General features: G+C 31.3%; 19 protein-coding genes. 8 read left to right on the plus strand and 11 right to left on the minus strand.

The features are described from left to right. Positions 1 to 55: 55 nt before the first annotated feature. From AC0L4B_RS14145 to AC0L4B_RS14160, 4 genes are all read right to left on the minus strand, one after another. Positions 56 to 2,461, minus strand: a complete 2,406-nt coding sequence (locus AC0L4B_RS14145; protein ID WP_473437493.1) for a glycoside hydrolase family 31 protein — start codon at positions 2,459 to 2,461, stop codon at positions 56 to 58. A 171-nt stretch (positions 2,462 to 2,632) separates the two neighbouring features. Beyond that, entirely contained in the window at positions 2,633 to 4,552 is a 1,920-nt protein-coding gene (gene glgB, locus AC0L4B_RS14150) for a 1,4-alpha-glucan branching protein GlgB (protein ID WP_473437494.1), read from the minus strand. Positions 4,553 to 4,555: 3 nt separating this feature from the next. After that, positions 4,556 to 5,821 (minus strand): glucose-1-phosphate adenylyltransferase, encoded by a 1,266-nt coding sequence (locus AC0L4B_RS14155; protein WP_473437495.1) that lies wholly within the window; start codon positions 5,819 to 5,821, stop codon positions 4,556 to 4,558. A gap of 6 nt (positions 5,822 to 5,827) precedes the next feature. Next, on the minus strand, positions 5,828 to 7,231 hold the full coding sequence (locus AC0L4B_RS14160; protein ID WP_473437496.1) for a glycogen synthase: 1,404 nt from the start codon (positions 7,229 to 7,231) through the stop codon (positions 5,828 to 5,830). A gap of 128 nt (positions 7,232 to 7,359) precedes the next feature. On the opposite strand from AC0L4B_RS14160, the gene msrB (AC0L4B_RS14165) reads away from it, so the two are divergent. The 3 genes from msrB (AC0L4B_RS14165) to AC0L4B_RS14175 are packed head-to-tail and all read left to right on the plus strand — an operon-like array spanning position 7,360 to position 8,756. Then, a complete protein-coding gene (gene msrB / locus AC0L4B_RS14165) occupies positions 7,360 to 7,845 on the plus strand; it encodes a peptide-methionine (R)-S-oxide reductase MsrB (protein ID WP_473437497.1) in 486 nt (161 codons plus the stop codon). After that, the gene (gene msrB / locus AC0L4B_RS14170) at positions 7,838 to 8,233 is read left to right on the plus strand and encodes a peptide-methionine (R)-S-oxide reductase MsrB (protein WP_473437498.1); all 396 of its coding nucleotides are present in this window, start codon (positions 7,838 to 7,840) and stop codon (positions 8,231 to 8,233) included. The genes msrB (AC0L4B_RS14165) and msrB (AC0L4B_RS14170) overlap by 8 nt, the downstream gene beginning before the upstream one ends. Then, a complete protein-coding gene (locus tag AC0L4B_RS14175; protein WP_473437499.1) occupies positions 8,226 to 8,756 on the plus strand; it encodes a DUF1572 family protein in 531 nt (176 codons plus the stop codon). The genes msrB (AC0L4B_RS14170) and AC0L4B_RS14175 overlap by 8 nt, the downstream gene beginning before the upstream one ends. 3 nt (positions 8,757 to 8,759) lie before the next feature. Here the strand turns inward: AC0L4B_RS14175 and AC0L4B_RS14180 are convergent, their stop codons facing one another. Further along, positions 8,760 to 10,043, minus strand: a complete 1,284-nt coding sequence (locus AC0L4B_RS14180) for an NAD(P)/FAD-dependent oxidoreductase (RefSeq protein WP_473437500.1) — start codon at positions 10,041 to 10,043, stop codon at positions 8,760 to 8,762. Positions 10,044 to 10,160: 117 nt separating this feature from the next. Here AC0L4B_RS14180 and lpdA point away from each other — a divergent pair, with 117 nt between their 5' ends. After that, a complete protein-coding gene (lpdA, locus tag AC0L4B_RS14185) occupies positions 10,161 to 11,537 on the plus strand; it encodes a dihydrolipoyl dehydrogenase (protein WP_473437501.1) in 1,377 nt (458 codons plus the stop codon). 75 nt (positions 11,538 to 11,612) lie between these two features. Here the strand turns inward: lpdA and AC0L4B_RS14190 are convergent, their stop codons facing one another. The 5 genes from AC0L4B_RS14190 to AC0L4B_RS14210 all read right to left on the minus strand — a co-directional run bounded on the left by AC0L4B_RS14190 (position 11,613) and on the right by AC0L4B_RS14210 (position 17,036). After that, the gene (locus AC0L4B_RS14190; RefSeq protein ID WP_473437502.1) at positions 11,613 to 12,254 is read right to left on the minus strand and encodes a porin family protein; all 642 of its coding nucleotides are present in this window, start codon (positions 12,252 to 12,254) and stop codon (positions 11,613 to 11,615) included. A gap of 602 nt (positions 12,255 to 12,856) precedes the next feature. Beyond that, entirely contained in the window at positions 12,857 to 14,146 is a 1,290-nt protein-coding gene (locus AC0L4B_RS14195) for a S8 family serine peptidase (protein WP_473437503.1), read from the minus strand. Positions 14,147 to 14,866: 720 nt separating this feature from the next. Next, positions 14,867 to 15,283: a type II 3-dehydroquinate dehydratase gene (gene aroQ, locus AC0L4B_RS14200; RefSeq protein ID WP_473437504.1), complete on the minus strand. Its 417-nt coding sequence runs from the start codon at positions 15,281 to 15,283 to the stop codon at positions 14,867 to 14,869. A gap of 82 nt (positions 15,284 to 15,365) precedes the next feature. Further along, complete coding sequence (locus AC0L4B_RS14205) at positions 15,366 to 15,962, minus strand: outer membrane beta-barrel protein (RefSeq protein WP_473437505.1); 597 nt, start codon at positions 15,960 to 15,962, stop codon at positions 15,366 to 15,368. A 423-nt stretch (positions 15,963 to 16,385) separates the two neighbouring features. After that, positions 16,386 to 17,036 (minus strand): porin family protein, encoded by a 651-nt coding sequence (locus AC0L4B_RS14210; RefSeq protein ID WP_473437506.1) that lies wholly within the window; start codon positions 17,034 to 17,036, stop codon positions 16,386 to 16,388. Between the two features lie 183 nt (positions 17,037 to 17,219). On the opposite strand from AC0L4B_RS14210, the gene xerD reads away from it, so the two are divergent. The 4 genes from xerD (at position 17,220) to AC0L4B_RS14230 (ending at position 20,590) form a co-directional block, all read left to right on the plus strand. Continuing rightward, positions 17,220 to 18,116, plus strand: a complete 897-nt coding sequence (gene xerD, locus AC0L4B_RS14215) for a site-specific tyrosine recombinase XerD (RefSeq protein ID WP_473437507.1) — start codon at positions 17,220 to 17,222, stop codon at positions 18,114 to 18,116. Between the two features lie 89 nt (positions 18,117 to 18,205). After that, entirely contained in the window at positions 18,206 to 19,339 is a 1,134-nt protein-coding gene (locus tag AC0L4B_RS14220) for a PAS domain-containing sensor histidine kinase (RefSeq protein ID WP_473437508.1), read from the plus strand. A 136-nt stretch (positions 19,340 to 19,475) separates the two neighbouring features. After that, positions 19,476 to 20,141, plus strand: a complete 666-nt coding sequence (locus tag AC0L4B_RS14225) for a PAS domain-containing protein (protein WP_473437509.1) — start codon at positions 19,476 to 19,478, stop codon at positions 20,139 to 20,141. Positions 20,142 to 20,290: 149 nt separating this feature from the next. Beyond that, positions 20,291 to 20,590, plus strand: a complete 300-nt coding sequence (locus tag AC0L4B_RS14230) for an ATP-binding protein (protein WP_473439447.1) — start codon at positions 20,291 to 20,293, stop codon at positions 20,588 to 20,590. Between the two features lie 34 nt (positions 20,591 to 20,624). Here AC0L4B_RS14230 and rny read toward each other — a convergent pair whose 3' ends face one another. Continuing rightward, positions 20,625 to 22,196 (minus strand): ribonuclease Y, encoded by a 1,572-nt coding sequence (gene rny, locus AC0L4B_RS14235; protein WP_473437510.1) that lies wholly within the window; start codon positions 22,194 to 22,196, stop codon positions 20,625 to 20,627. Positions 22,197 to 22,202 lie beyond the last annotated feature (6 nt).

A 22,202-nucleotide genomic window follows, 5' to 3' on the forward strand; every position in this document is an offset into this window, starting at 1 on the left:
ACCTGATATATCGATTAAATACACAAAAATACTTTGAAATGCTTTTAGAATATAATTATGCTCCTATTAAATGAATTTCAGTGAATTTTTTATCCACTACCATTGCTATTGTGCCATCAACTTTTAAATGTTCTATAGAAATAGTTTCGTTATCTAACTGAATTTCTTTTATTTCAAAAGGTAACCCATGAATATTTAATTTGAAGGTTTTAAAGGTCGCTTCATACTTTCCTTCTTTGTGTTGTTGTAAAATCAACTCGTTTGACTTACCTGTTAATTTAAAAGTTCTGAAACTATAACGTCCTTTGGTATAATCATAACCATCGTGAGCATCATCAAATAATTGTGAAGACTCTTTACCTTTTTTATAATACACATCTAAGGTTATTTCGTCAATAACTTTTTCGTCTACATATTGTTGTTTTGGGTATTTAGGGATAATAGCACCTTCTTTTATAAAAATTGGCATACTATCTATCTCTGCATCTACCCATTTTTCTTTTCCTCCTTGTATAACCTCATCTGTCCAGAAGTTATACCAAGTACCTCTTGGTATATACATTCTGCGTCCTTTAGCATTTGGCTCTTGTATTGGACAAACTAGTATTTGGTTACCATACATAAATTCGTCTGTTCTATAATGCGTTTGACTATCTTCTTGGTCATACATAACCAAAGATTTCAAAATTGGTGTTCCATGTTCTACCAAATTCCAAAAGGCTGTATATAAATATGGTAAAAGTTGATATCTAATTTCAATAAACTTTCTAACCACGTCTGTTACATCCTCGTCAAAAGCCCAAGGTTCTTGATCTCCGTGATCGCCTGATGAGTGCACACGACAAAATGGATGGAAAATCCCTAATTGAATCCATCTAGTAAATAACTCTCCTTGAGGTTGCTCTGCAAATCCACCAATATCACTTCCAGCAAAACTAAACCCAGACATTGCCATACGTTGCGCTTGAACATTAGCAATCCATAAATGCTCCCAAGTTGCTACATTATCACCTGTCCAAGTAGAAGTATAGCGTTGAGTACCAGAATAAGCTGCTCTAGTTATTACAAAAGGACGTTTTGGGTAATTAAACTTTTTCATGCCATGGTAAGTAGCTCTTGCCATTTGCATACCATAAACATTATGTGCTTTTCTGTGGCTACAAGGATTACCATCGTAATCATGACGTACATCATCTGGAAAAGTCTTATTTGGCACTTCCATTACTGCAGGCTCGTTCATATCATTCCAAACACCTTGGATACCGATGTCTTCTACTAACTCTTTAAATAATCCAGACCACCAATCTCTAACCTCTGGTTTAGTAAAATCTGGAAAAAAACATTCTCCAGGCCATACCTTACCTTTCATATAAGGACCATCTGCACGTTTACAAAAATAGTCCTTATCCAAAGCTTCTTTAAATACTGAATATTCTGGATCTATTTTAATTCCTGGATCAATAATAGCTACGGTTTTAAACCCATCGTCTGCCAACTCTTTAACCATGCGTTTTGGATCTGGAAAATAGTCTTTATTCCATGTAAAACATCTAAAACCATCCATATAATCTATATCTAAATAAATAGCATCACATGGTATTTGAAGCTCTCTAAACTTAGATGTAATTGCTTTGACTTCTGCTTCTGGATAATAACTCCATTTACATTGATGAAAACCTAAAGCCCATAAAGGTGGTAATTGGTGTGGTTTACCTGTTAGGTCTGTATAGTTTTCTACAACTGTTTCCATTTTAGGTCCATAGATAAAATAATAGTTCATCTCTCCTCCTTGAGCCCAAAAACTTGTGACGTTACGACGTTCTTGACCAAAATCAAAATAAGATCTAAAGGTATTATCAAAGAAAATACCATAGGCCTTACCATGATGTAAACCTGTAAAAAACGGAATAGCCTTATATATTGGATCTGTGTGTTTACCAAATGCATAAGAGTCTGTAACCCAATTTTGAAATCGCTTTCCTTTTAAGTTTAAATGCTCTGGCTTATCCCCTAGCCCAAAATAACTTTCACGTTCATTAACTGTTTTACTCATCTTAACGATGTTTCCTCCAAACTCATAACTTTCTTCCCAATGAAACCCTATTTCATCTTGATTAATTATTTGGTCTGTAAGCACATCATAAATAGTGACTCGTGCATCTTTTTTAGAAACTTCACATTTTAACTTTGAAGTAATGATGGTATAAAAATCATCATTCTCAATGATTTCTAATTTATTATAACCTGTACTTGCGTACTTAGTAATTGCATATGAAAAATCATTTTCAAAAGTACCTGTTGTAGTGTATCTAAATCTTAATACACTATCTCTTAAAACTGTTAATTGAAGAACAACATTATTTTCGGTATAAAAATATAATGTATCGACATCCTTTTGAAACTTTATTATTCTTGATGGAAATAAATTTCCTTTTTGCTCTAATTCGGTATTTACAATCATAGTTATCTATTATTATATATAGTAAAAAAACGGAAAATTATATTGTTACTAAAACATTGCTAATGTTAATTCTTACAAATTATTAACTACAACGTTTTAGATTTAAAAAATTATTAAATGCTTTATTTTCAGACCTTAAAACTAATAAAATGATATTGACACGCATCCCTTTTATTTAGTTTTAGATTGATATTTTAATATTGAAATCCCTAATGGAGGAATTGTAATTTCAACCGAATTTTTTCTAGAATGCCATAATTTGGATTGACTTATTAAAGTTTGATTTTTATAGTCTCCTGTTCCAAAATAGGAACTATCATCACTATTAAAAATTTCGGTTAATTGTCCTTTTTTAGGCAGACCAATGCGGTAATTTTCTAAAGGAACAGGTGTCATATTACAAGTAATAATTAAATTATCTTTTGTCTTATTACCTTTTCTAATATATACTAAAACAGAGTGCTCTGCATCTCCATAATCTATCCATTCAAATCCTTCAAAAGAAAATTGTTTTTCAAATAAAGCTGGTTGTGATTTATAAACTTTATTTAAAGCTTTTATATAGTTATTAATACCCTTATGAGGTTTATACTGCAGTAAATACCAATCTAAACTCTGCTGAAAATTCCATTCTTCACTTTGTCCTATATCTGCTCCTTGAAACAATAACTTAGTCCCTGGATGTGTAAACATATAACCGTAAAGTACTCTTAAATTAGCAAAACGTTGCCATTCATCTCCTGGCATACGACCTAAGATGGATTTTTTACCATAAACAACTTCGTCATGACTTAAGGGTAGCATAAAATTTTCGGTAAAAGCATAAGTCATAGAAAACGTAATATCATTTTGATGATGTTTTCTATAAATAGGTTCTTTTTTAAAATATTGTAGTGTATCATGCATCCAACCCATCATCCATTTCATACCAAATCCCAAGCCTCCTAAAAAAACAGGTTTTGATACGCCTGGAAACGCTGTAGATTCTTCTGCAATAGTCTGAACATCTGTAAAATTACTGTATACTGCTGTGTTTAATTCTTTTAAAAAAGCTATCGCTTCTAGGTTTTCTCTTCCTCCATACATGTTAGGTTCCCATGCTCCTTCTTCCCTACTGTAATCTAAAAATAACATAGAGGCAACCGCATCTACACGTAATCCATCTGCATGATATTGATCTAGCCAGAACAATGCATTACTGATTAAAAAAGATTTTACCTCGTTGCGACCATAGTTAAAGATTAAACTTTTCCAATCTTGATGGTAGCCTTTACGTTTGTCTGGATGCTCATATAAACATGATCCATCAAAAAAGCCCAAACCATGAGCATCTTCTGGAAAATGTGATGGTACCCAATCTAGAATAATGCCTATGTTATTTTGATGAAGTTTGTCGACTAGTAATTTAAACTCTTCTGGATAACCAAACCTAGACGTTGGCGCGAAATATCCTGTAATTTGATATCCCCAACTTGGATCATAGGGAAACTCCATAATTGGCATTAACTCGACGTGCGTAAAATTCATCTCTTTGACATAATCTACTAAATGATCTGCCAACTCTACATAAGATAAAAACCGATTGTCTTCTATTTGTTTTTTCCAAGATCCTAAATGTACTTCGTAAACCGAATATGGTGCATCTAACGCATTGTTTTGTTTCCGGTTAGACATCCAATTATCATCTTGCCATGTATAATTATCATCCCAAATTATTGAGGCTGTATTTGGATTATGCTCAAAACGCCTAGCATAAGGATCTGCCTTTTCTGTAACTATATTATTATTGTGGCTCTGTATTTTATATTTATAAGTTGTGCCTTTACCTACATTTGGTATAAAGCCTTCCCAAATACCACTTTCATCCCAACGTACATTTAAAAGGTGCTCGCCTTCAGTCCAATAATTAAAATCTCCAACGACAGACACTTGTTTAGCACTTGGTGCCCAAACAGCAAAGTAAGTCCCTTCTACTCCATTTAAAGTCGTAATATGTGACCCAAACTTTTCGTACAACTTACAATGCTTTCCTGCTTTAAAAAGATTAACATCAAAATCTGTAAATAAGCTAAATACTGTTACTTCTGCCATATATTAAATTACAAATCCGTTAGGTATTATTGCACCTTTTTTAATGACTACAATACCTTCTTTTATAATATAAGTATCTGTTTCTTGATCTTCTAAATGACGTCCTCCATTAATTCTTACATCATCACCAATCCTGATATTTTTATCTAAAATTGCATTTTTAATAAAACAACGCTCACCAATTCCTAATAAGATTTTAATATTATTTTTTTCAATTTCTTCTAAAGACTCATAAGCATCACTACCCATCATATAGGTATTAATAATTGTGGTTTCTTTACCAATTCTAGATCTAATACCAATTACAGATTTTTCAATCTTAGAAGCATGTACAATACAACCTTCTGCAATAACGGTTTTATCTAAAGCTGTACCAGAAATTTTAGACGTTGGCAAAATTCTAGCACGTGTATACACTCTTTGGTCTATGTCATAAAGATTGAATTTTGGGATATCATCCGTAATACCAATATTTGCCTCAAAAAACGAATCTATGTTACCAATGTCTGTCCAATAACCTTCGTATTGATAACTTACGACTTTATGTGCACTTATGGATTGTGGAATGATTTCTTTACCAAAATCTATTGTTTTAGGATCATTCATTAAATCTACTAAAAGGTCTCTATTAAAAATATAAATACCCATTGAAGCCAAATGGTTTTTACCTTGTTTTTCCATATCAGGACTCACAGGTGAGGTCCATTCTGGCAATAAATCTGAATTTGGTTTTTCTATAAATGAAGTAATCAAGTTATCCTCGTTAGTTTTCAAAATACCAAAAGAGGTCGCGTCTTTTGCATTAACAGGAATTGTTGCTATAGATATATCTGCTCCTGCATTTATATGCGCATCTATCATTTCGTTAAAATCCATTTGGTACAATTGATCTCCTGAAAGGATTAAAGCATACTCAAAATCATGCTCTAAAAAATGATGCATACTTTGTCTAACAGCATCTGCTGTGCCTTGAAACCAAGTTTTGTTTCCTGGTGTTTGTTCGGCTGCTAATACATCCACAAAAGCAGAACTAAAAAAACTAAAATGGTACGTGTTTTTGATGTGTCTATTTAACGACGCAGAATTAAACTGTGTTAGTACAAACATACGTTTGATGTTTGAATTTATACAGTTAGAAATTGGTATATCCACCAATCTGTATTTTCCGGCTATTGGTACAGCTGGTTTAGAGCGTGAAGCAGTTAATGGATACAATCTTGTGCCTTGACCTCCTCCTAAAATAATGGAGAGTACTTTGTCGTTAATCATAGTGTTCTAGTTTATGGATTGGTATAAATTAATATAAGCTTTGGCAGACACATCCCAAGAATGGTCAATTGTCATTATTTGTTTTTGTAATTTTTTAAATCTTTTGGTATCACTGTATAATGCGACAGCTCTTTTAATTGCGTACTCCACTTCATAAACGCTAACATCATCATGACATATTCCAAATCCATCTTGATCAATATCTATTACAGTGTCTTTTAATCCTCCAATACGTCTAACTATAGGTATGGCTCCATAACGTAAAGCATACATTTGATTTAAACCACAAGGTTCTACTTTTGAGGGCATTAATAAAAAGTCTACTCCTGCATAAACAAGGTGCGATAATCTTTCGCTATAACCAATATACGCATTATATTTTCCTTTAAACATTGGTTTTAAGCTTTTTAAAGCCTTTTCGGTTTCTTTATCTCCAGATCCTAATAATAAAATAGATACCGCTTCCGTTTCTAAAACATTTTTAAAAACATCAGGGAAAATTTCGACACCTTTTTCTGTAACCAATCGACCTATAAACCCAAATAATGGTTTTTTTGGGTCTAAATTATACTCTTTACATAACCAATTCTTATTAGCTTTTCTACTTGTACTAATTGTGTCTTTTGTAAATTTCTCGATAATAAAATCATCGATTTCTGGATTCCATACTTGAGTATCAATCCCATTTAAAATGCCTTGACACTTTTGACTTTCATGATTTAATAAACTTTCTAAACCATTTGCGTTTTGCTTTAATTCCTCCATGTAGCTTGGTGATACCGTTGTGACTCTCCAAGCACATTTAATAGCTACAGCTAATGGATTTATACAACCATTCCAATCTAATAATCCTATTTTTTCTTCATTAAAATCAGGAATTAAATTTAGTTTATCATAACCAAACCAACCTTGGTATTGTGCATTATGAATAGTAGTAATAACAGGTATTGTATTTAAAACCTGATAATCAAAACACTCCTGCAACATAAAAGGAATTAACCCTGTGTGATGATCATGACAATGTATAATATCTGGTTGTTGTTTATGTGTTTTAATCCAATCTAAAGTGGCTATTTGAAATGCTATAAAGCGCTTAGTATCGTCTACTGAATACACAAAGTTTTTGTACAATAAATCAGGGATATCAATTAAAAAAACATCGATATCTAAATATGAATCTTTAGTTTTTAAAACACTAAAAACATAATAATTATGACCTAAATTAAACTCGGCTTCATAAATCTTTTCAAACGTATGGTCTTGAGTATATTTATTATCATAAAAAGGCATAATTACAGAGGAAGGATGTTCCAAGGCGTTTTGGTATTTAGGTAAAGCTCCAACAACGTCTGCTAATCCTCCAACTTTTGCAACTGGATAGCACTCTGCACTTATGTGTATAATTTTCATTTATATTAATTTATTGATGAAAGTTACACTTTAAATTATAAAGAATGAAATGTTATTTTTAATTTAAAATTAAGTCTGTATTAATTCTATTTTAAGATTTTACGATATCTTTATAAAAAAGAAAAATTATGAAAAAAATTGCATTATTACTTTTAATATGTCTATTTAATTGTAAATCTAACGCACAAGAAGAAGTTAAAAAAGGAGACTCTAAAACTTTTGAAATTAGTAAAACTGATGCCGAATGGAAAGCCGAACTGTCTGATAAAGAATATTATGTTTTACGTCAAGCAGGAACAGAACGTCCTTTTAGCAGTAGCTTAAACAACGAAAAAAGAGCTGGTGTTTATCACTGTGCAGCTTGTGACACTCCACTGTTTAAAAGTGAAAACAAATTTGACTCAGGAACAGGCTGGCCTAGTTTTGACCAAGAAATCAAAGGAAATGTTGCATTTGGTACAGATACTAAAATTGGATACACCAGAGATGAAGAACATTGCGCAACATGTGGTGGTCATTTAGGTCACGTGTTTAATGATGGTCCAAAAGCAACTACAGGACAAAGACATTGTATAAACGGAGTCGCATTAAATTTTAAACCAAATAATGAATAATTTTAAAGTTAATAAAACTGAAGAAGAATGGCGTAACGAGCTAACAGACGAGCAATATCGTATTTTACGTAAAAAGGGTACCGAAATGCCACATACAGGAAAGTACAATTTACATTTCGAGTCTGGAGCATACCATTGCGCAGCATGCAACCAGCAATTATTTGAAAGCGATAGTAAATTTGAATCCAGTTGTGGTTGGCCAAGTTTTGATGATGCCATTCCAGGAAGTATCACTAACGTGTTAGACAAAACACATGGCATGATTAGAACCGAAATTGTGTGCTCTAATTGTGGTGGTCACTTAGGTCATGTATTTAATGATGGCCCAACAGAAACAGGAACTAGATTTTGTGTAAACAGTGCAAGCGTCGATTTTAAAAATGAATAACAGCCACATTACAAGTATTATAAAACAGTTTAACTATTACAAAACTGCTGGAGATAAAACACTCCAGCAGTTATCTTTTAGTGAAATGAATTGGCAATCCCACAACAATTCCAATAGTATATCTATTATAGTAAAGCATATGGTTGGTAACATGCTAAGTCGTTGGACTAATTTTTTAACCGAAGATGGCGAAAAAACCTGGAGACAACGCGAACAAGAATTTGAAGCTACTTATACTACAAAAGCTGAGTTATTAGCCGATTGGGAAAAAGGTTGGACTTGCTTATTTAATGCTATTACACCTTTAAACAATCAGGATTTAGATCGTACTGTTTATATTAGAAATGAAAGCCATCTGGTTGCCGAAGCTATTTTTAGACAATTAGGACATTATAGTTATCACATTGGGCAAATAGCACATATTGGTAAGCTTATTAAAAATGAAGCTTGGGAAAGTCTATCTATACCTAAAGGACAATCCAGTCAATTTAACGCTGAAAAATTTAGTAAGACTAAACAATAACTTTTAAGATTTTAATTCTTTTTTGTAAGGTCTAATAATTAAACGAGCTTCTCTGTCAAACCTAATGTAATTATATACCCAGTTTATAAAAACAACCATTCTGTTTCTAAATCCAATTAAGAAAAACAAGTGTACAAACATCCAAACAAACCAAGCAAAAACACCTTGGAATTTAAATTTTGGTAAATCTACAACAGCTTTGTTTCTTCCAATAGTAGCCATAGATCCTTTATCATTATACACAAAAGGTTTCATTGGTTTATTTTCTAATAACTTTAGTAAGTTTTCTCCTAATAATTTACCTTGTTGTATAGCAGGTTGAGCCATCATTGGATGTCCAGAAGGTACTGCTTCAGTTTCCATTTGTGCCACATCTCCAATTGCAAAAATATTATCTAAACCTTTTACTTGATTAAATTCATTTACAATAATTCTGTTTCCTCTAGTCACAAACTGTTCGGCATCTATACCTTTAATAGCAGCTCCTTTTACTCCTGCAGCCCAAACTACTGTTGCTGCATCAAAAGTTAAATCGCTATTTGTTGTGACCGTTTTTCCGTCATAACCAGTAACTCTAACATTTTTCCAAACGTGTACCCCTAAATCTTCCAAAAAGTCCTCAGCTTTTTTAGAAGCCTTAACACTCATAGCTTTTAAAATTTTATCTCCAGATTGTATTAAGTTAATTTGTGCTAATCGTGTATCTAAATCTGGATAATCTTTTGGTAGTATTCCTTTTTTAATTTCGGCTAAAGCTCCAGCAAGCTCAACACCTGTTGGTCCTGCTCCAACAATTACAAAATTCATTAAAGCATTTCTTTCGTTTAAATCTGAAGTTAACAAAGCATCTTCAAAATTTTCAAGAATTAAACTTCTTAAATTTAAAGACTGTGGTACGGTTTTCATTTCCATACTATTTTCTTTAATGGATTTGTTACCAAAATAATTGGTTTTAGATCCAGAAGCCACTACCAAATAATCATACTTTAATTCACCTATATTAGTAATAACACGATTATTTTCTGTGTTTATTTCTGAAACATTAGCTAGTCTAAAGAAAAAATTAGGAAAGTCTTGTAAAACCTTACGTATAGGATAAGCGATAGAGTCTGGCTCTAATCCACCTGTTGACACTTGATATAATAATGGCTGAAATGTGTGATAATTATGCTTATCTAAAAGTACAACTTGCACTTCTTGCTTTGATAATTTTTTTGCTAAAGCGATGCCTGCAAAACCTCCACCAATAATTATTACTCGTGGAAAACTAGACTTAGGTATGTTCATATTTTAAAACTTGCTGCACAAAGGTACTAAAAGATATATTTTTTTAAGATTCTAAATTCTTTATTCAATTTTGGTTTTGTAACTTCGTAACTTCTTAAAACTACAAAAAAATACACAATGAGTAAATACGATATTATTGTACTTGGTAGTGGTCCTGGAGGCTACGTAGCTGCTATTAGAGCATCTCAATTAGGTTTTAAAACTGCTATTATTGAAAAAGAAAATCTTGGTGGAATATGCTTAAATTGGGGATGTATTCCTACAAAAGCATTATTAAAATCGGCTCAAGTTTTTGAATATTTAAAACATGCAGAAGACTATGGTCTTTCTGTTAAAGAATACGATAAAGATTTTAATGCTGTTGTTAAACGTAGTCGTGGTGTTGCAGAAGGCATGAGTAATGGTGTTAAGTTTTTGATGAAAAAAAACAAAATTGATGTCATTGATGGTTTTGGAACATTAAAAACAGGAAAGAAAATTGATGTTGATGGTAAAGAGTACAGTGCAGATCATATAATTATTGCAACTGGAGCACGCTCTAGAGAGTTACCAAGTTTACCTCAAGATGGTGAAAAAGTAATTGGTTACAGACAAGCAATGTCATTACCAAAGCAACCTAAAAAACTAATCGTTGTTGGATCAGGAGCTATTGGTGTTGAGTTTGCTTACTTCTATAACTCTATGGGAACTGAAGTAACAATCGTAGAATATTTAGATAGAATTGTACCTGTTGAAGACGAAGATATCTCTAAGCAATTAGAGCGTTCGTTTAAGAAAAGCGGTATTAAAGTGATGACTTCTGCAGAAGTTACTAGTGTTGACACCTCTGGTGAAGGAGTTAAAGCAACCGTTAAAACAAAAAAAGGAGAAGAAGTATTAGAAGCTGACATCGTATTATCTGCTGTTGGTATTAAATCTAATATTGAAAATATTGGTCTTGAGGATGTTGGAATTGCAGTTGATAGAGACAAAGTATTAGTTAATGATTATTACCAAACTAATATTCCTGGATATTATGCAATTGGAGATATTACTCCTGGTCAAGCCTTAGCGCACGTTGCGTCTGCTGAAGCTATTTTATGTGTTGAAAAAATTGCAGGAATGCATGTAGAAGCCTTAGATTATGGTAATGTGCCTGGTTGTACCTATGCTACTCCAGAAATTGCAAGTGTTGGTTTAACAGAAAAACAAGCAAAAGAACAAGGTTACGATCTTAAAGTTGGAAAATTCCCATTCTCTGCGTCTGGTAAAGCTAGTGCTGGAGGAAACAAAGAAGGTTTTGTAAAAGTAATCTTTGATGCTAAATATGGCGAATGGTTAGGATGCCACATGATTGGTGCAGGTGTTACAGATATGATAGCTGAAGCTGTTTTAGGACGTAAACTAGAAACTACAGGACACGAAGTATTAAAAGCTATACATCCACACCCAACTATGAGCGAAGCTGTAATGGAAGCTGTTGCAGATGCTTATGATGAAGTGATTCATTTATAAAAATCTAAACTTATATAGTTTAAATAAAAAAGTTCCAGAATTTTCTGGAACTTTTTTATTTATATACGTTAGGTTTTAAAACATAAAACCTAAACCAAATTGCCAAACATTATTTTTAGCATCAACACCTTCAAATGGTGTCCCATCTTCAAAAATATCTCTAACTCCAAAATTATAACGACCGCTTAAGAAAAAGCCACTATCAAACTTATAAGATGCACCTACTGCAACACTAGTGTCAAAATCTTTAACGTAAGAGTCATCAGAATCAATTTCGATGTCTCCTCCATCACTTGTTGGTTGAGAGTCAAATTCTTCATGAATTTTATACCCAAATTGTGGACCTGCTTCAACACTTAATCCTTTTACCAAATAAGCTTTTAATAACAATGGTACCTGAATATAATCTAACTGGTATTCGATATTATCATCTGTATCAAAAACATTGTCTTGATCAATTTCTTGTAAATCAAAACCTTGTCCAGAATAAAAAATCTCTGGTTGAAAAGATAAACGCTCAGTTATAGGTATTTCGGCAACTAAACCAGCATTAAAACTAGTTCTTGATTTCAAATCTCCAAAGTCATCTCCACTTATAGTAGACGAGTTAACACCTCCTTTTACACCTATTTGAACATCTTTTCTATCTGCTTGAGCATTTAACATTGTTACTCCTGAAATAAATAGTACAACAGTACTTAAAATTATTTTTTTCATCATATTGTTTTTAGGTTAATATACCCTAACTACGATGTCAAAATAAGTTACAGATGTTACATTAACATGGTTTAACAACAATGCTATTGCTTTTAACAGTCTTTAAGATCACTGCAGAACTAAAAAATGAATAGCATCATTATTGAAATATAAAAATGAAGTCTAGAGCTAATTACTCATCGACTCAATAATGACTCAGAACAGTGCATTAGTCATGAAACAATTTATAAATAGACATGAATTAGATATTCAAAGAGTTTTTATTTAGATGCTATGATTTGTTATCATAAAGCTTACATAGATGTCATAATAATTTTATCCTAAAGGAATTTAATTCTCATAGAAAAAAACAAGCTATTGAAGAATGAAGTAGTTTAATTAATTATGATTTATACCGTTGATATTTTAGTAGAAAGAGCACTGATTTAATTAAAAACTTAATTATCAACAGAATGAGAACAAAATATTGATTTACTATTTAAGTTAACAACGTTTTATAGTAAAACTGAAAAAATAAATTTTATAAAAAAAACCATCTGTTATTTTAAAAACAGATGGTTTAACTTTATTTATTTTAAAGCTTAATTTAGTTGAAAATTATATTATCTCACTGCTACTGGATAATTTTCTCCACTAAAACTAACAGAACCTGACTGTCTTGGCGCTCCACTTCTTGCATGCATAATACCTGCTACGTGTGGTGATGCCATTGATGTTCCGCTAAGTGTCGCGTAACCACCATTTAAGTATGTGCTCACAACGCTACTTCCTGTTGCAATTACATCAATAGGGTTTAAGTTATAATTTGAAAAAGATGAGAAATTAAAACTACAAGTCATAGATGCTACAGTAAATATATTTGTACCACCTACGCAAGCTGGCTGATAATTTGCAGCATTAGCTGAACTGTTTCCAGCAGCTAAAGCGACAAGTGTCCCGCTATTTCCTAAAGATTGTAATGAACTTCGGTAAGAAGAATTGCTACTGCAATTTGATCCAAAATACCCTCCTAAACTCAAGTTAGCAACATCACCAGCAAGGTCAAACTCACCTACGTGGTCAATTCCTGATAAAATAGTAGATGTACTACTACCTCCATCACATCCAAATACTCTTACAGGTACTACACTTGCACCAGCTGATACACCAACAACACCTTCGTTATTATCAATAGCTGCTGCTGTACCTGCTACATGTGTTCCATGTCCATTACAATCATTAGCTGATCCACCGACAAAAGATTTTGCATAAGTCGTATTTGTTACAACATTTAAATCTGGGTGGTCTAAGTCTATACCACTATCAATAATCCAAATCCAAGTGTTTTTGCTTCCACCATCAACTGCACCACCTGCATTGCTAATACCACACGGTGTTTGTTGCGCCATCACAGCAGCACTATTGCTAGACACAACATTTTCCACACTAAAATTAGATAATGAAACATTTCTATCATGCTCAATAGAAACTACATTACTATCTTTAGATAGAGCAGCTAATTCTTCATCGTTTAATTCTACTGCTACTCCAGAAATCATTGTTGTATAATAATTTGTGATTTTAGCTTCATCTATTCCATTGTTAGATATTATAGTATTAATTTTTTCAACGGAATTGATAGAAATTTCCCGAACTGCTTTTGACTTCTCAGATCGATCTGTAAATAAAGTCCCTTCTAATACTTTTGAGGTAGGACTTATTTTAGATTCGTCAAAAGTAATAATGTACTTACCAGGAATAACATCTCCGGCAGAACTGGTTGGTAGTATCGGTAAATCAGGTGTGCTACCAAGTGCGTCTTCAGGGTTGCTTTGCACTTGCTCATTCTGACAGGATACTAATACTAACGCTCCTAGTGAAGCGCCTACTAAAAATTTACTTAAAATTTTCATAAATAATTTGTTTTGGTTGAACTTATTTTAATGAATGTTAAATCTATCTAAAAAAAACAACAAAAAAAGAATATTATTGTTTTTATGTTAAAACATTGAGAATAAAATAGCTTTTTATAGACTATGCTAATTATTAATCACTTCGCTAGTCTTCAATTAGTTAGTTTAAATTTTATTAAAAATAGTGTTTAAATATTTTGCTTTTGGCATGTACATTATTTCATTTAAGAATCGTATTGTATAATGAAGGCTGAGTTAAACTAATTAGTGTAACATAAATATTTAAAACCATTAACTTTGACACCTGTCATTTTAAGATCAATATTTATATTGGACTTGCGTGAAAAATTATAAACAACTAACCTTAAGACAACGGAATCAAATTTAATGTCTCTTACAAGCTGGTTAAAACCAAATAAAAATAGCATCCATTTAAATGCACACAGAAATACTGTATCAAGAGAGTTGAAGCAAAATTCACCAATACGAGGTAGAATAGGTAACACTTAAATCGTTAAACATGCGCATTTAAAAAAGAACAAAGCGACATTAAATTAAGCGCAGGCAAGAGCTATAAACAACAGAAGTATAATAGATGTAATTAGAAGTTTTTTTCTATGGAAAATAGACTTCAAAAAAATAGAAAGATTACTAAATCATAGACTACAATTACTTTAACCTAAATAAAGACTTTGTTTTGTGCATTTTAGACTCATAAAATTAGACAAAACTTTGAATAGCTAACTCATAACTTTGTAATCCAAAACCAAGTATAACACCTTTTGCATTAGCCGAAATATGAGATTGGTGTCTAAACTCTTCTCTCCCAAAAGTATTTGAAATATGCACCTCTACAACAGGAGTTTCAATAGCTTTTACACAATCACCTATACCAACAGAAGTGTGTGTATAAGCAGCAGCATTAAGGATGATTCCGTCATAACTAAAACCAACTTCTTGAAGTTTATCTATTAGTTCTCCTTCTATGTTAGATTGAAAGTGCTCTATAGAAACATCTTGATATTTTTGCTTAATTGTATCTAAAAACTCAGTAAAAGATAAGCTACCGTATATATTAGGCTCACGTTTTCCTAATAAATTTAAATTAGGACCATTAATTATAATTAGTTTTTTCATATAGTAAAGATAAATAATTTAAGCATAAAAAAACCGAAGCTATTAGGCTTCGGTTTTTTTAAAATATTTAATTTACTAATACTTAGTTAAATTTATAAACAACACCAAAGTTGATATCAGCAAAATTTACACCAAAATCAAAATTATTTCTAGACTCAGCGCCATCGAAATCTGCTTTTTCTGTAGAATATCCTAAAACACCAACAGTTGCTTCGATTGCAAAATTATCAGAAACAAAATAACTAATACCTGGAGCAAAAGCAATATCAAAACCATCACTCTTAGCATCTGCTAATTTATCATCAGTTGAAGTATAATCAACACCTAATTCTGTAAATAATGAAAATTGATCATCTGCAGTAAAGTAATATCTTCCAAATACTCCAATAGCTAATTCACTTGCATCAATAAAATCAACTCCGTCATCATCTCCTGAAAAAGACGTGTAACCTACTTTTAAACCTGCTGCAATGTTATCAGATAAAAAATATCCAGCTTTTGGAGCAATTGAAAAAACGTTTGTACTTTCTTCTCCGAAAGATTCATTACCAAATCCAACTGAACCAGAAATAAAAACATCTCCTTCTTCGAAACCACCAACTGTAGTCATTTCATCTTGTGCATTAACACTTGTAAATCCTAATACTGCGATTGCAGCTGTAAATAATAATTTTTTCATAATTAAATTTAAATTTTAAATTATTTGAGCCTACAAAATTAGATGCTTAAATAAGTTTACACAAGTAAAAACTCGTAAAAAAATCAAATAAAAAGTATGAAACTAACTTTCAGCTTATTAACTTTAAAATTTAACTTTTTATTTTGATAAAAAAACCTAAAACACCTTGTAAACAAAAGCATAACAAAGAATCGAAAACATTATTAAATATTAACTAAATGTTACCAAAAAACACATAAAAACTACTTATTTAACAATAAAGAAACATTAAAAACACCACTATACTAACCAAGTTAATTATAATATAATCGTTAAACAAATTAAATAAAATCGCAATTAAACACTTCAAAACACTAAATTTAAAATTAAAAAAACCGAAGCTAAAAAGCTTCGGTTTAAATAAAATAATAGTGTGATTATTTTCTAGAAGAAAAATCCAACTGATACTTGGAACACTGCATTTTGATTTTTGTAATCATCTGAATCTTCAGAATCATTGATGTTTGATAAACCTAAGTTATATCTAGCTCCAAAATTTAGTCCGTTTTCTAACTTATACCCTAAACCAAAGTTAAAACCAAAGTCAATACTACTTGTATAATCTGATAAATCTTCAGTTTCTGATTCACTTTCAGTTGTTCCTTCATACGTTGCAGAATACTCATATTCTGCTTCTGAATTAATTAAAAAACCAATTTGTGGACCTGCTTCTATACTTAAACCTTCACTCACGTAATACTTAGCCATTAATGGTAAGTTTAAATAATCTAATTTTCTTGTTGCTTCTTCTTCATATTGATATGTAATACCTCCAAAATCTTCTGTTCCTGATTCAGAAATTTTAGCTCCCTGAGTAGAATAAACTAATTCTGGTTGGAATGAAAATTTGTCAGACAATATAATTTCAGCAACTACTCCAACATGAAAACCTGTTTTAGAATCAAGTCCATCAGTTTCATCACCAGTTACTGTAGCAAAGTTAACACCTGCTTTTGCTCCGAAATTAACATCTTGTGCATTTACGCTTGTCATTCCTAGTACAGCGATTGCTGCAATTGTAAAAATTTTTTTCATAATTTAATTAAGTTTGTTTATGATTAATAACTCAACAAATTTAGTTATTCTTTAACAAAGCAATCATTCGTTTTAACAAAGCATTAACATGTGAAAACTTAAAACAAAATGTTTAAATCTCACTATCAACAACTTATGAGTATTGTTATTTTTAAGTTAACAAATGTTTTATATTTATAACCTATGACCTGGACTCAAGCACTAAAAGATTACACATTATATCTAAAAATAGAAAGAGGATTATCCGACAACTCGATTAATAGTTACGTTTTAGATGTAAACAAATTAATAAAATATTTAGATGCAAATGCCATACAAACAAATGCAATAACTATTGATACAATTACTATTAAGCAATTTATTTATGAAGCTGCAAAAAACTTAAATGCAAGATCTCAATCCAGATTAATATCAGGTTTAAAAGGTTTTTTTAATTATCTAGTATTTGAAGATTATAGACAAGATAATCCTGTAGATACTATAGACTCTCCAAAAATTGGTCGAAAACTACCTGATACATTAAGCGAAAACGAAATTAACAACCTAATAAAAGCTATTGATTTAAGCCATCCGCAGGGCGAACGAAACAAAGCTATTATAGAAGTTTTGTACAGTTGCGGTTTACGTGTAAGTGAATTAACCAATCTAAAAATATCCGATTTGTTTTTTGAAGAGGGCTTTATAAAAGTAACAGGAAAAGGAGACAAACAAAGGTTTGTACCTATACTTGAAGACACACAAAAATATATTACTATATATAACACACACATAAGAAATCATTTAAACATTCATCCTGAACATAATGATATTCTATTTTTAAATAGACGTGGCAAACAACTAACTAGAGCTATGATATTTACAATTATTAAAGAATTAGCTAAAAAAATAGAACTTAATAAAAATATTTCGCCACATACATTTAGACACTCTTTTGCAACACATTTACTAGAAAATGGTGCAGACTTAAGAGCTATACAGCTTATGTTAGGACATGAAAGCATAACTACTACAGAAATTTACACGCATGTTGACAAAACCCAATTAACCAATGTTATTAATAATTTTCATCCAAGACGCTAACTAACATTAGGCAATTTTACTTATATTTGTCTTATCCTGAATGTTTTAGGCAACACTCCCTAATTGCTAGCATATAAAAACAAAACTTTATGTCTGAGTTAATTAAAGGTATTGGACTAAATCAAAATACCTCAAATTTTGATCTACAAAAATGGAAACTTGCATTAGAAATATCTAAAGTAGGTATATGGGATTATAGTTCTAAAACTGACCAAATATCATTCACTACACCATCTAAAGCCATTATTGGAACACAAGACAATATTAATTTTGGAAAAAATGCCACAGATTGGAATGATCGTGTTCATCCAGAAGACAGGCAGCAATATTATCAGGACTTTAAAGACCATTTAAATGGTTTAAAACCATTATACGAAAACAAACATCGTGTACTTCATAATGATGGATCATATAGATGGATTTTAGATAGAGGAAAAATAATTGAAAAAGATAAACATGGTGAAGCCTCTAGAATAATTGGTACCCATGTTGACATTACAGAGTATGCTGAATCTGAAAAAAAGGTTGAGGAAACCCTAGACCTTGTAGTAAAACAAAATAATAAACTTCAAAATTTTGCACATATTGTAACACACAATTTAAAACAACATGCAGGAAACTTTGAAAGTCTTTTAGGTTTTTATGAAGAAGCAAATACCGAAGAAGAAAAGGTAGAAATGCTTGACTACCTTAAAACGCTATCTAAATCCTTAACACAAACAATCAATAATTTAAACGAAATTGTTACTGTACAATCCAAACATAATAACACTGAAAATAAACTATGTATTTGTAAAGAAATTGATTTAGTCTTACAAGGATTAGATTTTTATATACATGAACAAAAAGCAAATATTATAACAGATATTCAAACAGATTGCTTTATTAACTTTAATACCTCCTACTTTCAAAGTATCACACAAAACTTGATTAGTAATGCTATAAAGTATAAACATAAAGATAGAAATCCAGAAATTAAAATAAGCTCAAAACAAGTAAATAATATGGTTCATATTGAATTTACAGATAATGGTCGTGGCATAGATTTAGACAAGTTTGGAAAAGATATATTTGGATTATACAAAACATTCCATAAAAACACAGATTCAGAAGGTGTTGGTTTGTATTTAGTAAAAAATCAAATTGAAGCCTTTAATGGTACCATTGATATCAAAAGTAAAGTTAATAAAGGTACTACTCTCACGATTAAAATTCCAAACTAGGCGCACAATAATCATCAAAAACCAACGTTTTAACTACAAATTAAGTAGTTTATCGATATAACGTTTTAGGGACTCTAACAAATATTAAAAATTTATAAAATTTTTAATATTTGTTAGACACCTCATAATCTAAAAAATGGAAAATCAAACAATTAAAAACCAAAAATGGCATTTTGCTCTTGAAAATTCCGGAATTGGAGTTTGGGATTGGAATTCAAAAACTAACGAAGTATTTTATTCTAAAGAATCAAAAAAAATACTAGGTTTTGAAGATCATGAAATAGGGTCAAAACCTTCAGAATGGGATGATCGAGTACATCGTGAAGATAAATTAGAATATTTTGAAGATTTTAAAAATCATATAAATGGTGAAATTTCTGAATATGTAAATGTACACCGAGTACTACATAAGGACAATTCATACAGATGGATTTTAGATAAAGGTAAAGTTGTAGAGCGTGATTTAGAGGGAAAACCTACACGCATTATAGGTACACACACTGACATTACAAAACAAAAAGAAACAGAATTAGCTTTAAAAAGGTCTATAGATTTAACTACTTCTCAGAATAATAAGCTTAAAAGTTTTGCTCACATTGTAACTCATAATTTAAAATCTCATGCAGGAAATTTTGAAAGTATTTTAAATTTAAATGAAGAAGTCGAATCTGATGCAGAAAAACAAGAATTATATTACCATTTAAGAACGATATCAAAGTCATTAACAAAAACACTTAAAAATCTAAATGAAGTCGTTAGTATACAAACCAAAAAAACTCAATTCAAAATAAGGTTAATGTAAGTCATGAGATTAATGCTGTTATTGAAGAGCTTAATTATATAATTTCAAAAAGCAGTGCTGTAATATATAATGATATAAATGAGGATTGTGTAATCAATTTTGATTCAAGTTATCTTCATAGTATTGTTCAAAATTTAATTACTAATTCTATTAATTATAAACATCCAGACAGACCACCTGTAATAAAAATTAAAACAGAAAGTTGTAGTGAAAATTTAGTTTTAACAATATCTGATAATGGTTTAGGTATTGATTTAGATAAGTTTAAGGATAAAATTTTTGAGTTATATAAAACGTTTCATAATAATCCCGAAGCTGAAGGTGTTGGCTTGTATTTAATAAAAAATCAAATCGAAGCTTATGGAGGCACCATTGACGTAGATAGCCAAGTCGATATTGGAACCACGTTTAAAATAGTAATTCCTATTCATAAAAAAATCCAGCTATAGGCTGGATTTTTTTATGGGTTATATCTTATAAGATTTACTTTGCAATATTTACTGCTCTAGTCTCTCTAATTACTGTTACTTTAACCTGACCAGGATAAGTCATATCCGTTTGTATTTTTTGAGAAATACTAAATGATAAATCAGATGCATTTTGATCGCTTACTTTTTCGCTTTCAACTATAACACGCAATTCCCTACCTGCTTGAATAGCATAGGCCTTTTTAACTCCGTTAAATCCAAAAGCAATTTCTTCTAGATCTTTTAAACGTTGTATGTAACTATCTAATACTTGACGTCTAGCTCCTGGACGTGCTCCAGATATAGCATCACAAACTTGAATGATTGGAGATAATAACGATTTCATTTCTATTTCATCGTGGTGAGCACCAATAGCATTACATACCTCGCCTTTTTCTCCATACTTTTCAGCCCATTGCATACCTAAAATAGCGTGAGGAGTTTCCATATCAGCCTCAGCGTCTGGCACTTTACCAATATCATGTAATAATCCTGCGCGTTTAGCTAATTTTGGATTTAAACCTAATTCTGCTGCCATAACACCACAAAGTTTTGCAACTTCACGTGAGTGTTGTAACAAGTTTTGCCCATATGACGAACGGTATTTCATACGTCCAACCATTTTTATTAATTCTGGATGTAAACCATGAATACCTAAATCTATAACTGTACGTTTTCCAACTTCAATTATTTCTTGTTCAATTTGTTTTTGTGTTTTTCTAACAACTTCTTCAATTCTTGCTGGGTGAATACGACCATCTGTTACTAACTTGTGTAAAGATAATCTTGCAACTTCACGCCTAACCGAATCAAAACATGATAAGATAATCGCTTCTGGAGTATCATCAACTATAATCTCTACTCCTGTCGCAGCTTCAATTGCACGAATGTTACGTCCTTCACGACCAATAATACGACCTTTTACATCATCACTTTCTATATTAAACACAGAGACACAGTTATCTACTGCTTCTTCTGTACCAATACGCTGGATTGTATTTATAATAATTTTTTTAGCGTCCTGTTGTGCTGTAAGTTTAGCTTCTTCCATTTTACCTTGGACGTAAGCCATAGCATCATTTTTAGCTTCACCTTTTAATGATTCTACTAATTGTGCTTTTGCTTCATCAGCAGATAAACTAGAAATGACTTCTAATTGCTCTACTTGGCTTTTATGAAGTCTGTCTAATTCGTCTTGTTTTTTATCTAGTACATCAAGTCTGTGGTTGTAATCTTTAACTTTACCTTCAAACTCAGTATTAAGTTTCTTGTTTTTAGATAATTCGCTTGAAATTTGAGATTCTTTATCACGAACACGTTTTTCGGCATCAGCCATTTTTTTATCTCTAGATAAGATTACTTTTTCGTGCTCTGCTTTAAGCTCTAAAAATTTTTCTTTAGCTTGTAATATTTTATCTTTTTTTATTCCTTCTCCTTCGACTTTAGCTTCTTTAAGTATTGCTCCAGCAGATTTTTTAGCACTTTTTATTAGCTTTGATGCATTATTACGCTCTAATATTTTTGCAATAACAAAGCCTATTATTGCTCCTATTGCAACACCTGCTATAATTAAAATTGTTTTATCCATTATTGA

This window comes from Olleya sp. NP1-10 (assembly GCF_055804415.1).